General features: G+C 69.7%; 12 protein-coding genes. 8 read left to right on the top strand and 4 right to left on the bottom strand.

All coding sequences use genetic code 11. From position 1 onward, the window contains the following. Positions 1 to 27: 27 nt before the first annotated feature. A complete protein-coding gene (locus AC1Q5A_RS04255) occupies positions 28 to 309 on the bottom strand; it encodes a hypothetical protein (protein ID WP_492698632.1) in 282 nt (93 codons plus the stop codon). Between the two features lie 118 nt (positions 310 to 427). On the opposite strand from AC1Q5A_RS04255, the gene AC1Q5A_RS04260 reads away from it, so the two are divergent. The 6 genes from AC1Q5A_RS04260 to AC1Q5A_RS04285 all read left to right on the top strand — a co-directional run bounded on the left by AC1Q5A_RS04260 (position 428) and on the right by AC1Q5A_RS04285 (position 8,414). After that, entirely contained in the window at positions 428 to 733 is a 306-nt protein-coding gene (locus AC1Q5A_RS04260) for a hypothetical protein (protein ID WP_492698634.1), read from the top strand. Between the two features lie 182 nt (positions 734 to 915). Further along, positions 916 to 1,689, top strand: coding sequence for a DsbC family protein (locus AC1Q5A_RS04265; protein ID WP_492698636.1), 774 nt, complete (start codon positions 916 to 918; stop codon positions 1,687 to 1,689). 103 nt (positions 1,690 to 1,792) lie between these two features. Beyond that, positions 1,793 to 5,659: a phosphoribosylformylglycinamidine synthase gene (purL, locus tag AC1Q5A_RS04270; RefSeq protein WP_492698638.1), complete on the top strand. Its 3,867-nt coding sequence runs from the start codon at positions 1,793 to 1,795 to the stop codon at positions 5,657 to 5,659. A 29-nt stretch (positions 5,660 to 5,688) separates the two neighbouring features. Next, a complete protein-coding gene (locus AC1Q5A_RS04275; protein WP_492698640.1) occupies positions 5,689 to 6,435 on the top strand; it encodes a hypothetical protein in 747 nt (248 codons plus the stop codon). Between the two features lie 82 nt (positions 6,436 to 6,517). Then, positions 6,518 to 7,405, top strand: coding sequence for a glycosyltransferase family 2 protein (locus AC1Q5A_RS04280; protein WP_492698642.1), 888 nt, complete (start codon positions 6,518 to 6,520; stop codon positions 7,403 to 7,405). A 112-nt stretch (positions 7,406 to 7,517) separates the two neighbouring features. Beyond that, positions 7,518 to 8,414 (top strand): DMT family transporter, encoded by an 897-nt coding sequence (locus AC1Q5A_RS04285; protein ID WP_492698645.1) that lies wholly within the window; start codon positions 7,518 to 7,520, stop codon positions 8,412 to 8,414. A 3-nt stretch (positions 8,415 to 8,417) separates the two neighbouring features. On the opposite strand, the gene AC1Q5A_RS04290 is transcribed toward AC1Q5A_RS04285, so the two are convergent. The 3 genes from AC1Q5A_RS04290 to AC1Q5A_RS04300 all read right to left on the bottom strand — a co-directional run bounded on the left by AC1Q5A_RS04290 (position 8,418) and on the right by AC1Q5A_RS04300 (position 11,340). Further along, complete coding sequence (locus tag AC1Q5A_RS04290; protein WP_492698647.1) at positions 8,418 to 8,918, bottom strand: DUF2127 domain-containing protein; 501 nt, start codon at positions 8,916 to 8,918, stop codon at positions 8,418 to 8,420. 136 nt (positions 8,919 to 9,054) lie between these two features. After that, positions 9,055 to 9,249: a YbdD/YjiX family protein gene (locus tag AC1Q5A_RS04295; protein ID WP_114344853.1), complete on the bottom strand. Its 195-nt coding sequence runs from the start codon at positions 9,247 to 9,249 to the stop codon at positions 9,055 to 9,057. A gap of 15 nt (positions 9,250 to 9,264) precedes the next feature. After that, positions 9,265 to 11,340: a carbon starvation CstA family protein gene (locus AC1Q5A_RS04300; RefSeq protein WP_492698650.1), complete on the bottom strand. Its 2,076-nt coding sequence runs from the start codon at positions 11,338 to 11,340 to the stop codon at positions 9,265 to 9,267. Between the two features lie 173 nt (positions 11,341 to 11,513). Here AC1Q5A_RS04300 and AC1Q5A_RS04305 point away from each other — a divergent pair, with 173 nt between their 5' ends. Both AC1Q5A_RS04305 and def read left to right on the top strand, forming a co-directional pair. Beyond that, complete coding sequence (locus AC1Q5A_RS04305) at positions 11,514 to 12,314, top strand: DUF4197 domain-containing protein (RefSeq protein WP_492698652.1); 801 nt, start codon at positions 11,514 to 11,516, stop codon at positions 12,312 to 12,314. 135 nt (positions 12,315 to 12,449) lie between these two features. Continuing rightward, complete coding sequence (gene def, locus AC1Q5A_RS04310; RefSeq protein WP_492698654.1) at positions 12,450 to 12,986, top strand: peptide deformylase; 537 nt, start codon at positions 12,450 to 12,452, stop codon at positions 12,984 to 12,986. Positions 12,987 to 13,023 lie beyond the last annotated feature (37 nt).

Here is a 13,023-nt window from a genome sequence, read left to right on the forward strand (position 1 = left end):
GAACCCGGCTTGCAACGACCTGGTGATTTACACCTCCGCCCACTTCCGCAGCAGGTTCGCACGCGACTTGCTGATGACGTCGAACGTGGCGCTTTTGCCTTCGCGGCCGAAGATCTGTCGCTTGGCGTTGTCCAGGTCCCATAGCAGCTCGCGCCTGGCGGTGTCGCGTACCTGGCTCTGCACCCGGATGATCGCGGCATGACGCGCGCCCTGGGTGACCGGGGTGACGTGGTGCAGGGAGTTGGCCGGGTAGGCGATGGCGGAGCCGGCTTCCAGCTTGAAGCCGTATTCCACGCGGTTGTTCTCCACCACCAGGTCGCCGCCGGCGTAGCTTTTTGGCGTCGGACAGGAAGAGCGTGATCGCCACGTCGGTGCGCACCGCGCTGCCGAGGCCGCCCATCACCGGGGCGTCGACGTGCGGGCCGTATTGCATGCCGACGTCGTAGCGGTTGAACAGCACCTGCGTGGTGGCGGCCGGCAGGATCGAGGTCTGCAGCATCGCATTGCGCAGGAAGGCACCGCGCACGATGTCCTGCAGCCGGGCCTGGCCTTCGGTGTTGATGGCGGCCTGCAGGTTCTTCCTGACCTCGCGCGCCGACCAGCCGGCCGTGCTGGTGCCGTCGACGAACGAGGCGCCCTGGAGTTCGCCGCGTATCACGCCGAGTTCTTCGGGGGTCAGCACGTTGGGAGCGCAGATGATCGCGAGGATTCCGCCGGGCGGTTCAGGCTGTAGGGAGGGGCCGGGCGGTTCCGCCGGGCCGTTGCAGGCAGCTGTGTGGCGAAAATCTACCGTCGAAGCGGGCGGCGATCATCGGCTTCTGCGGCATCGTGCGCCGAATGGCGTTCAGCCGCCTGTGCGAGAATGCGCGTCTGCCGCCGGTGAATGCGCCGGCCACGGATCGAACGAGGTTGGTGATGCTGAAAAAACTGTTGCTGGCGCTGTGCATCGGCGGGCTTTCGCTGAGCGCATGCGCCGCCGAGAACGATGCGGCGCCGGTCGCCGCCCCGGCGGTGACGCCGGCGGCGCAGCGGATGGTGCGCCAGGCGATCCACAGCCTGGCGGCGAACGTGCAGGTCGATTCGATCGAGCCGGCGCCGATGCCGGGCTTCTACCAGGTGATCGCCGCCGGCCAGTTGCTCTACGTCAGCACCGACGGCAAGTACGCGATGCACGGCGACGTGATCGACCTCAGCCGCAAGCAGAACGTCAGCGACGACGCCTGGGCGCGTTTCCGCAAGGTCGAACTGGCCAAGGTGCCGGCGTCCGAGCGCATCGTGTTCGCACCGCCGAACCCGAAGTACACGGTGACCGTGTTCACCGACGTCAACTGCGGCTTCTGCCGCGCGCTGCACGAGCACGTCGCCGCGTTCAACAAGGCCGGCATCGCGGTGGAATACCTGGCGTGGCCGCGCGAAGGCGTGGTGACCACCGCCGGGCGGCCCACGCCGACCTACACCGAGATGGTCTCGGTGTGGTGCGCCAAGGACCGCAAGGCCGCGTTCAGCGCCGCGAAGGAGGGCCGTGCGCCGGCGCCGGCGACCTGTGCCAACCCGGTCAAGGACCAGTTCGAGCTGGGCGTGAAGCTGGGCGTCAGCGGCACCCCGTCGATCTACGGCCCGGACGGCCGCATGCTGGGCGGCTACGTGACTCCGGAGCAGCTGCTGCAGGCGCTGAAGCAGGGCGGCTGAGGCCCGCTTGCGCCCGGTCCGGGGGTGTGCGCGCCGGATCGCCAATGCCGTATTGCAGCATAGGGTAGAATGGGCGTTTCCTCCGCACAGTTTCGTTCCCCGCATGATCGTACTCGACGGGCAGAACGCCCTCTCGCCGTTCCGCCTCGAACGCCTCAATGCCCGCCTCGATGCCCTGCATCGGGGCGTTCGCGTGCAGGCTTCGTGGTTCGTCTACTTCATCGATGCCGAGACGGCGCCCGAGGGCGCGCTGCGTCAGCGCCTGCTGGCCGTGCTGGAGGCGAAGGACGTCGTCGCGCCGGAGCCGGCCACGCTGTGGGTGGTGCCGCGGCTGGGCACGATCTCGCCGTGGTCGAGCAAGGCCACCGACATCCTGCATGGCGCCGGTTTCGACGTGCGCCGGGTCGAGCGTGGCCTGGCCTGGCTGGTGGTCGGCCTGCCGCCGGCCGATGCGCCGGACCATGCGGCGGTCATGGCGGTGCTGCACGACGCGATGACGCAGTCGGTGCTGATCCGCATCGACGACGCGCAAGGCCTGTTCCTGGCCGGCTCGCCCGGCGAACTGGTGCACGTGGCGCTAGGCGCCGACCCGCGGGCCGCGCTGGCGGCGGCGAACGCGCGGCTGGGCCTGGCGCTGGCCGACGACGAGATCGAGTACCTGGCCGACCGCTACGCCGAACTCGGCCGCGACCCCACCGACGCCGAGCTGTTCATGTTCGCCCAGGCGAATTCCGAGCATTGCCGGCACAAGGTGTTCAACGCCAGCTGGACGGTGGACGGCGTGGAACAGGATAAGAGCCTGTTCGGCATGATCAAGCACACCCACCAGCAGGCGCCCGCGCATACGCTGTCCGCCTATTCGGACAACGCGGCGGTGATCGAGGGCAGCGCCGGCCGGCGCTTCTTCGCCGACCCGGCCGATGGCGTGTGGCGCGAACACGAAGAGCGCATCGATTACGCGATCAAGGTGGAGACGCACAATCATCCCACCGCGATCGCGCCGTGGCCGGGCGCCGCCACCGGCGCCGGCGGCGAGATCCGCGACGAGGGCGCGACCGGCCGCGGCGGCAAGCCGAAGGCCGGGCTCACCGGCTTCTCGGTCTCCGACCTGCGCATCCCCGGCCTGCCGCGGCCGTGGGAAGTGGACCGCCCGCTGCCGCCGCGGATGGCCAGCGCGTTCGAAATCATGCGCGACGGCCCGCTCGGCGCGGCCGCGTTCAACAACGAATTCGGCCGGCCCTGCCTGGGCGGTTATTTCCGCAGCTACGAGCACGAGACCGGCGAAGCCGGCCTGCGCCGCGGCTACGACAAGCCGATCATGCTGGCCGGCGGGCTGGCCAACCTGCGCCCGGGCCACGTGCTCAAGCGCGCGGTGCAACCGGGCAACAAGGTGATCGTGCTGGGCGGCCCGGCGATGCTGATCGGGCTGGGCGGCGGCGCGGCCTCGTCGGTGGCGTCCGGTGCGTCGAGCGAGGAGCTGGATTTCGCCTCGGTGCAGCGCGACAACGCCGAGATGGAGCGGCGCTGCCAGGAAGTGATCGACGCCTGCTGGCGTTGCGGCGACGCCAACCCGATCGTCAGTGTCCACGACGTCGGCGCCGGCGGCCTGTCCAACGCGATCCCCGAGTTGCTCAACGACGCCGGCGTCGGCGGCGTGATCGACCTGTCGAAGGTTCCCTGCGACGACCCCTCGCTGTCGCCGATGCAGGTGTGGAGCAACGAATCGCAGGAGCGCTACGTGCTGGCGATCGCGCCGGCGGACCTGCCGGCGTTCGAGGCGATGTGCCGACGCGAGCGCTGCCCGCATGCCGTGGTCGGAGACGCCACCGCCGAGCGCCGGCTGCTGGTGACCGACCCGCGCCGCGAGCTGACCGTGATCGACCTGCCGATGGACGTGCTGTTCGGCAAGCCGCCGCGGATGCATCGCGACGCCAGCCGGCACAAGCCGCGCGTGGACCTGCTGCCCGACCTCACCGGCATCGGCATGGACGAGGCGCTGCTGCGCGTGCTGCGGCTGCCGACGGTGGGCAGCAAGAGCTTCCTGATCACCATCGGCGACCGCACTGTCGGTGGCCTCAACCACCGCGACCCGATGGTCGGCCCGTGGCAGGTGCCGGTGGCCGATTGCGCGGTGACCATGGTCGACTTCGACGGCTACGCCGGCGAGGCGATGGCGATGGCCGAGCGCGCACCGGTGGCCCTGCTCTCCAGCGCCGACGCGGCGCGGCTCGCGGTGGGCGAGGCGATCACCAACCTGGCCGCCGCGCCGATCGCCAGTCTCGGCGAGGTCCGCCTGTCGGCGAACTGGATGGCCGCGGTCAACCATCCCGGCGAGGACGCCGCGCTGTTCGACGCGGTGCACGCGGTCGGCATGGAGCTGTGCCCCGCGCTGGACATCTCGATTCCGGTCGGCAAGGACTCGCTGTCGATGCAGACCGTGTGGCAGGACGGCGACAGCGCGCAGCGCACGGTGTCGCCGGTGTCGCTGGTGATCACCGGCTTCGCCCGCATCGACGACGTGCGCCGCACGCTCACCCCGCAACTGCGGCTCCACCGCGGCGACTCCGCGCTGTGGCTGATCGACCTGGGCGCCGGACGCAGCCGCCTCGGCGGCTCCGCGCTGACCCAGGTGTTCGGCCGTTCGGGCGGCGTGCCGCCGAACCTGGACGACGCGAAGCGATTGCGCGCGCTGTTCGAGCTGATCCAGGAGGCGAATGCGAACGGCCTGCTGCTGGCCTACCACGACCGTTCCGACGGCGGCGTGCTGATCACCCTGCTGGAGATGGCGTTCGCCGGCCACTGCGGCCTGGAGATCCATCTGGACGGCTGGGCCGAAGCGACCCTGCGCGCGCTGTTCAACGAGGAACTCGGTGCGGTGGTGCAGGTGGCCGAAGCGAACCGCGAGGCGTTCGAGGCGCTGGTGGTCAAGCACGGCCTGGCCGGCATCTGCCACCGCATCGGCCGGCCCAAGGAGAAGCTGGGCATCAAGCTGTTCCTTGGCGACGAGACCCTGTTCAAGTGGAACTGGAGCACGCTGTTCAAGGCGTGGAACGAAACCAGCCACGCGATGCAGCGCCTGCGCGACAACCCGCAGAGCGCCGACGCCGAACTGGAGTGGCGGCTGGACGACGCCGATCCGGGAATCAGCCCGAAGCTCAGCTTCGATCCGGCGCAGGACGTCGCCGCGCCGTTCATCGGCACGGGTGCGCGGCCGCGCGTCGCGGTGCTGCGCGAGCAGGGCGTCAACGGCCAGGTCGAGATGTCGGCTGCGTTCACCCGCGCCGGCTTCGAGGCGGTCGACGTGCACATGTCCGATCTGGCCAGCGGGCGCGTGAAGCTGGCCGACTTCCGCGGCTTCGCGGCCTGCGGCGGCTTCTCCTACGGCGACGTGCTGGGCGCCGGCCGCGGCTGGGCCACCTCGATCCTCTACAACGACATGCTGCGCGAGCAGTTCGCGGCGTTCTTCGCCGACGAGGCGAAGTTCGCGCTGGGCGTGTGCAACGGCTGCCAGATGATGTCGCAGCTGAAGGAGATCATCCCCGGCGCGCAGCACTGGCCGAAGTTCCTGCGCAACGCGTCGGAGCAGTACGAGTCGCGCCTGGCCACGCTGGAGGTGCTCGAATCGCCGAGCATCTTCTTCAAGGGCATGGCCGGTTCGCGCATTCCGGTGGCGGTGGCGCATGGCGAGGGCCGGGTCAGCTTCCCGCATGCGTGCAGCCCGTCGAAGTCGAACGGCGCGGTGCGCTTCGTCGACAACCGCGGCAAGCCGACCGAGAACTTTCCGCTCAACCCCAACGGCTCGCCGGGCGGCCTGGCCGGCTTCACCGCCGCCGATGGCCGCGTGACGATCCTGATGCCGCATCCGGAGCGGGTATTCCGCAGCGTGCAGCTGAGCTGGCATCCGCAGCAGTGGGGCGAGGATTCGCCGTGGATGCGCATGTTCCGCAACGCCCGCGTATGGTGCGGCTGACCGGCCATCGCGGCGCCGGGCGCTGAGCGATGGCCCGGCGCCGCGCACCGCCATGGCGCGCCGTGCTGTCGCGGGCGGCCTGGCTGGTCGTGCTGGCCGCAATGCCGTGGTGGCTCGGCCTGCCGGGACTGCTGGCGCTGGCGGCGAGCGTCGTATTGCTGCAGTACCGGCTGGCGGACGCACATGCCGCACTGATCCGCCGCGGCCTGGGCTGGGGACTGCCCGGCGTGCTGTTCGCGCTGCAGCGTGCATTGGGCGGCGATGCGTTCGCCTGGGGTGCGGCCCTGCTGGGTGCGCTGGCCGGCTACACCCTGCTGGCCGGGCTGGAGGCATGGCTCGATCGCGACGTGCGCCGTGCGCCGGCGGCGGCTTCCTCCGCCGACTGGCCCGAACTGGCGATGGCGCCGATCGGCCCCCCCGCGGAAATCATCGAACTGCAACCGGTGCGGTGGCTGGCGGGAGCCGGCGAGCTGCTCGATCCGCTGGGCGGCCGCGTGGTTTATCGCGCGAACTGCTATCGATTCGCGGCGGGCACCCGCATCGACGATGTCGGCCCGCAGGCGGCCTTCAGTCCGTGCGGCCGCTGGTTCGTGGCGCGCCTGCGTCGCGACCGCGGCGTGCTGTTGTGGGATCGCCGACGCGAGCGGCAACACTGGCTGCGCGGTTGGCAACTCGTCGGCTGGCACCGCGGGCAGCCGTGGCTGGCCCGTCGCGAAGGCGACATGCCGCTGGCCTTGTCGGCGGTGCTGGGCGAAGACGATGTGGACGGTGCGTGAAGCCGCGGCGTGAGCCGCCTTTTCTTTGCGGGCATCGCCGCAAACGGTTCTCCCGTCGCGCATCTCCGCGCATACTTGCATCGTGAACTCCGCTTCCCCACATCGTTCGCCATTCGCGGTGGCGCTCAGCGTGATCGTGGTCTCCGCCGACAGCGGGCAGACCCTGCGCGAGTGCGTGCGCGGCGTGCTGGCCAGCACGCTGTCGCTGGAACTGATCCTGGTCGACAACGATTCGCGCGACGGCGTGCCTGAGGCGATCGAGCGCGCCCATGCGCACGACGCGCGCCTCAGGGCGATCTACAACTACCGCAACCTGGGGTTCGGCCCGGCGGTGAACCTCGCCGCGAAGCAGGCGCACGGGCGGGCGCTGCTGATCCTCAATCCCGACTGCCTGGTGCGCGATGACGAACTGCAGCGGCTGCTGACCGTGCTGGAGGAGCGGCCGAAGGTGGGGCTGGTCGGTGCGGTGGTCTGCGATGCCGACGGTCGCCCCGATCCCGCCTCGTGGCGTCGCGACCCGCTGCTGCGGCGCGCGCTCAACAGCCTGCTCGGCCGCCCCGGCGAGCGGATCAACATGGCGCGGGACATTCCGGCCGAGGTGATCGAGACCGAGGCGGTGTCGGGTGCGGCGATGCTGCTGCCGCGCGAGATATTCCAGCGCCTCGGCGGCTTCGACGAGGAATACTTCCTGCATTGCGAGGATCTGGACCTGTGCCGCCGCGTGCGCAACCTCGGCTACCAGGTGCTGCTGGCCGGCGACGTCCGCGTGCAGCACGGCAAGGGCAGCTCGAGCCGGCACCGGCCGGTGTTCGTCAGCCGCCACAAGCACCGCGGCATGTGGCGCTGGTTCCGCAAGCACGACCCGGCCGCAGGCAATCCGCTGGTGGCCGCCGTGGTGTGGCTGGGCATCTGGACGCATTTCCTGCTGAAGATTCCCGGGCAGTTGTGGCGCAGGGTGCGCAGCGGGTGACGGGGGGCGCGGAGGGAAGGCCGGGCGCGAAGCGGGTGCCGCGCCCTTGCCTGCCGGCGGCAAAGCCGCGACTCTCTCTCCCCATGGTTCTTCTCCACTCGCGATCGATCCCTTGAGCACGCCGCGCGCCACGACCACCCTCGCTACGCTCGGCCTGCTGGCGCTGACCGCCGTGTGGGGTTCGACCTTCGTGCTGATCAAGGACGTGGTCGGGCGCATGCCGGTGGCGGATTTCCTGGCCGTCCGCTTCGTGGTCGCCGCGCTGGCGATGCTGCTGCTGTTCCCGCGGGCCGTGCTGCGGCTCGGCCGCGGACTCCTGCTGCGTGGTCTGCTGCTCGGCGCGATCTACGGCGCCGGCCAGTTGCTGCAGACCTGGGGGCTGTCGCTGATCGCGCCCAGCGTCAGCGGTTTCGCCACCGGCATGTATGTGGTGTTCACGCCGATCCTGGCGATGCTGCTGCTGGGCCAGCGCATGGCCGGCGTGGTGTGGCTGGCGGTGGCGCTCGCCACCGTGGGGCTGGCGTTGCTGTCGCTGAACGGCGTGTCGGTCGACCTGGGCGTGTGGCTCACGCTGGCATCGGCCGCGTTGTACGCCCTGCACATCGTGCTGCTGGGCCAGTGGTCGCGGCAGGGCGAGGCGTTCGGCCTGTCGGCGGTGCAGATGGTGGCGATCGCGGCGGTCTGCCTGCTTGCCACCGCGCCGCACGGTCCGGTGCTGCCGCCCGACCGCAGCGCCTGGCTCGCCGTGCTGTACATGGCGCTGATCGCCGGCGCCGGCGCGATGCTGGTGCAGACCTGGGCGCAGTCGCACCTGCCGGCCACCCGCGCCGCGATCGTGATGACCACCGAGCCGGTGTTCGCCGCCGCGTTCGCGGTGCTGCTCGGCAGCGACGTGGTGAGCTGGCGCATGCTGTTCGGCGGCGGCCTGATCCTGGCCGCGATGTATCTGGTCGAGCTGATGCCGCGGCGCAACGAGCCGCCGGCCGAGGCGGTGCACCACGAGGTGTGACGGTCAGTGCCGCGGACGCGGCTGCAACGCGATGCGCACCAGGTAGACGATGATCGCCACGTTGCCGACCAGGGTGGCCAGCTTCAGCCAGCCGAAGCGGTGCAGCGTTTCGTACAGTTCCAGCGGGATCAGCGAGCCGGTGGCGATCACGGTGAACCATTCCGCCCAGTACTTGCCCAGCCACAAGCCCACGCCTTCGACGCCGAACAGCACGGCGTAGCCCAACGCGACCGCCCCGACCGCGACGAAGCGGCTGGGCCCGAAATCCTGCAGCAGGCCGACCAGCTTCCAGCGCAGGCCGTTGCTGTCGGCCAGCGAGAGATGTTCCAGCCAGTGCACCAGCTGCTCGAAGTTCTGCTGGCGGTCGAGATGGAACGCCGCCATCGCCACCAGCACCAGGCACGCGGTCTTGATGATCTCGTAGACCGCGATGACGCGCAGGCCGGCATGCTGCTGCGCCGGAACAGCCGTGGGCGGGAGCGTGGCAGGCTTGGTTTCTGGCATGGCGGGAAGCTGGACGGGTAAGCCGCGCCCATTGTCCGCGCTTGCGCGCGATTGACCAGTGCGGATCGGCAGGGCTGTCGAAGACACGCGTGCAGAGGAGCCCGCGGGGGGCTCCTCTGCACGACGCGGGGTGGGGTCAGCAGCAGCGGCCGCCGGTGCCCTTGTAGCGGGCCTCCTGGCGCTCGCGGAAGAACTCTCTGTAGCTGGGCACCTGGCGCTCGGGATGGTGCTCGCGCAGGTGCTTCACATACACGTCGTAGTCGGGCACGCCGCAGCACAGGCGGGCGGTCTGCACCGCCCACTTGCGCACGGACTGGAAGGTCGCGTTCATCATGGCGTCCCCCGCTCAGCCAGCCACGCTGCTCAGCGCCACGTAGGGCTCTTCGTGCGCGGTCGGGTGGTTGATGTTCCAGGCCTTGACCACCGCATTCAGGCAGAACAGCACCATCGCCACGACCAGCAGCATGAACAGGCCGGTCATCAGCATGTCGACGTAGTTGTTGGTGACGATCTGCTGCATCGCGGCCTGGGTCTTGGCCGGGGCCAGCAGCTTGCCCTGCTGCATGGCGGCCGCGTACTTGTTCGCCGCGGCGGTGAAGCTGATCGGGCCGACCAGCTTTTCGTAGCCGGCGGTGAGCGTGCAGATGATCAGCCACAGCGCGGGGATGCCCGGCACCCACACGTAGCGCTCGCGCTTGAGCTTGACCACCACCACGGTGGCCAGCATCAGCGCGATCGCGGCCAGCATCTGGTTGGCGATGCCGAACAGCGGCCACAGGGTGTTGATGCCGCCGAGTGGGTCGACCGCGCCCTGATACAGGAAGTAGCCCCACAGCGCCACGCAGATAGCGGTGGCCAGCAGGTTGCCGGTCCACGATTCGGTTTCCTGCAGCGGCTTGTGGATCAGGCCGGCGATCTCCTGGATCATGAAGCGGCCTACGCGGGTGCCGGCGTCCACCGTGGTGAGGATGAACAGCGCCTCGAACAGGATCGCGTAGTGGTACCAGAACGCCATCATGCCGCCACCGGGGATGATGTTGTGCAGCAGCTGGGCCATGCCCACCGCCAGCGTCGGCGCACCGCCGGCACGGCCGAGGATGCTGCTCTCGCCGATGTCCCTGGCCGTCTGCAGCAACTCGTCCGGCGTCACCACGAAGCCCCATTGGCTGATCGCGGTGGCGGCATCCTGCACGGTGGTGCCGACGATCGCCCCCGGCGAGTTCATCGCGAAGTACACGCCCGGGTGCAGCGAGGCCGCGGCGACCAGCGCCATGATCGCCACGAACGCCTCCATCAGCATACCGCCGTAGCCGACCATGCGCGCCTGGCCTTCGTTGGCGAGCAGCTTGGGTGTGGTGCCGGAGGCGATGATCGAGTGCCAGCCGGAGACCGCACCGCAGGCGATGGTGATGAACAGGAACGGGAACAGGTTGCCGGCGAACACCGGGCCGGTGCCGTCGATGAACTTGGTCACCGCCGGCAACTGCAGCGTCGGCGCGGCCAGGAAGATCGCCAGCGCCAGCAGCGCGATGGTGCCGATCTTGAGGAAGGTGGAGAGGTAGTCGCGCGGCGCCAGCAGCAGCCACACCGGCAGCACCGAGGCGCAGAAGCCGTAGGCGATCAACAGCCAGGCCAGCGTCTTCGCGTCGAAGTCGAACAGCGTGGCGAGCGCCGGCGTGTCGTACACGATCTTGCCGAACCAGATCGAGGCGAGCAGCAGCACCAGCCCGATCAGCGACACCTCGAGGATCCGCCCCGGACGGAACCAGCGCAGGTAGGCGCCCATCAGCAGCGCGATCGGAATCGTGGCGGCCACGGTGAAGGTGCCCCACGGGCTGTGCGTGAGCGCCTTGACCACCACCAGCGCCAGCACCGCCAGCACGATCATCATCAGCACCAGCACGCCGATCATCGCCACGATGCCGGGGAACGGCCCCAGCTCCTCGCGCAGCATGTGGCCGAGCGAGCGGGCGTCGCGGCGCAGCGAGAGCCCGAGGATCATGAAGTCCTGCACCGCGCCGGCGAACACCACGCCGAACAGGATCCACAACGTGCCGGGCAGGTAGCCCATCTGCGCGGCCAGCACCGGGCCGACCAGCGGGCCGGCGCCGGCGATCGCGGCGAAGTGGTGGCCGAATACCACCCACTTGTCGGTGGGCACGTAGTCAAGGCCGTCGTTGCGCAGCACCGAAGGTGGCGCGCGGGTGGGGTCGAGCTGCAGCACCGAGTGCTCGATGAACTTGCCGTAGAAGCGGTAGCCGATCACGAAGATCGCGATCGAAGCGGCGACCAGCCAGATCGCATTGATCGGCTCGCCCCGGCGCAGGGCGACCACGCCCAGGCAGAACGCACCGACGATGGCGATGGCGACCCAGAGAATCTTGCTGGCCGGACTGGGCTTGGGTATGACAGCAGCTTGCATGGGTGGCTCTCCTCGGCGATGGCTGCAAGAGTCGTCCTGGCGGCGGCGGCGGTCAATGCCGGAAAGGGCCGATCGGTATTAGCCTTTGGTCGAATAGCCCCCCTGCGCGCCGTCACGCCGCGGTGAGGCCGCGGCGCTACACTGGCCGCCCCGCCGACCATCCTGGACCCGTTATGCGTATCCCGGTTCGCCACGGCCTGTTGGGCCTCGCTCTCGTTGTCGCCACCCTGCCGGTCGCGGCGGTCGGCTCCGGCCAGTTCAAGGACCTGCTGAACAGGGTCAAGCAGTCGGCGCATGCCTCCAGTCCGTCGCAACCCGGCGGCAACCTGCCGTCCAGCGACATCGCCGCCGGCCTCAAGGAGGCGCTGGCCAAGGGCACCACCAATGCGATCAACAGCCTCGGCCGCGACGGCGGTTTCTGGAACAACAGCAAGGTGCGCATCCCGCTGCCGGGGAAACTCGAACAGGCCGGCAAGCTGGCGCGCGAGCTGGGCCAGGGGGCCAGGGTCGACGCGTTCGAGCTGAGCATGAACCGGGCGGCGGAGAAGGCGGTGCCGCAGGTGGCCGAGATCTTCGGCGACGCGATCCGCAAGATGACCCTGGACGACGCGCGCGGCATCCTTACCGGCGGCGACCACGCGGCCACCGACTTCTTCCGCCGCGTCGCCGGCGACGCGCTGACCGCGCGCATCCATCCGATCGTGGCCAGGGCCACCGACAGCGTCGGCGTGACCCAGAAGTACAAGGCATTCACCTCCGGCAGCGGCGGCGCGCTCGGCGGCGCCCTGGGATCGCTGGGCGCGCTCGGCGGCGGCAAGTCGAACAGGGGCGGCAGCCCGCTGAACCTGGACGACTATGTGACGGCGAAGACTCTGGACGGCCTGTTCACCACCATCGGCGAGCAGGAACAGTCGATCCGCCACAATCCGGGCGCGCGCACCACCGACTTGTTGAAGAAGGTGTTCGGCGGTTGAAGCCGCTTGCGGCTTCAACAAGATCGGTACGGGGCTTTGCCCGGCTTTTGGCTGTTGAGGCATGGGCATCGCCGCTTGTACCGGCATCGCATCGACCACAGATCATCCGGTAACAGTGTTCAAGGCGAGGCCCTCATGATCCGTGAAATCCTCAAGATGGGCGACCCGCGCCTGCTGCGCATCGCGCCGCCGGTGCCCGATGCGATGCTGGGCAGCGTGGAGCTCGACGCGCTGATCGCCGACATGTTCGAGACCATGCACGACGCCGGCGGCGTGGGCCTGGCCGCGCCGCAGATCGGCGCCGACCTGCAGCTGGTGATCTTCGGCTTCGACACCAGCGAGCGCTACCCCGAGGCGCCGGCGGTGCCGCGCACGATCCTGCTCAACCCGGTGGTCACGCCGCTGTCGCAGGACATGGAGGAGGGCTGGGAAGGCTGCCTGTCGGTACCCGGCCTGCGCGGCGCGGTGAACCGCTGGACGCTGATCCGCTACGAAGGCGTCGACCCCAGGGGCGCGCGCATCGAACGCACCGCCGAGGGCTTCCATGCCCGCGTGGTGCAGCACGAGTGCGACCACCTGATCGGCCGGCTGTACCCCTCGCGGATCACCGACTTCAGCAAGTTCGGCTACACCGAGGTGCTGTTTCCGGGGCAGGAACCGGCAGACGAGTAAGCGCGCGCCGGTCCGGTCGGCCGCCGGGCGCGGAATA

It is taken from the genome of Rhodanobacter sp. GW835-FHT13D09 (genome assembly GCF_058793995.1).

Coding starts and splice junctions, on each gene's coding strand:
- AC1Q5A_RS04265 (WP_492698636.1), top strand. CDS start 916: ATGCTGAAAAAACTGTTGCTGGCGCTGTGCATCGGCGGGCTTTCGCTG.
- purL (WP_492698638.1), top strand. CDS start 1,793: ATGATCGTACTCGACGGGCAGAACGCCCTCTCGCCGTTCCGCCTCGAA.
- AC1Q5A_RS04305 (WP_492698652.1), top strand. CDS start 11,514: ATGCGTATCCCGGTTCGCCACGGCCTGTTGGGCCTCGCTCTCGTTGTC.
- AC1Q5A_RS04290 (WP_492698647.1), bottom strand. CDS start 8,918: ATGCCAGAAACCAAGCCTGCCACGCTCCCGCCCACGGCTGTTCCGGCG.
- AC1Q5A_RS04275 (WP_492698640.1), top strand. CDS start 5,689: ATGGCCCGGCGCCGCGCACCGCCATGGCGCGCCGTGCTGTCGCGGGCG.
- def (WP_492698654.1), top strand. CDS start 12,450: ATGATCCGTGAAATCCTCAAGATGGGCGACCCGCGCCTGCTGCGCATC.
- AC1Q5A_RS04300 (WP_492698650.1), bottom strand. CDS start 11,340: ATGCAAGCTGCTGTCATACCCAAGCCCAGTCCGGCCAGCAAGATTCTC.
- AC1Q5A_RS04295 (WP_114344853.1), bottom strand. CDS start 9,249: ATGAACGCGACCTTCCAGTCCGTGCGCAAGTGGGCGGTGCAGACCGCC.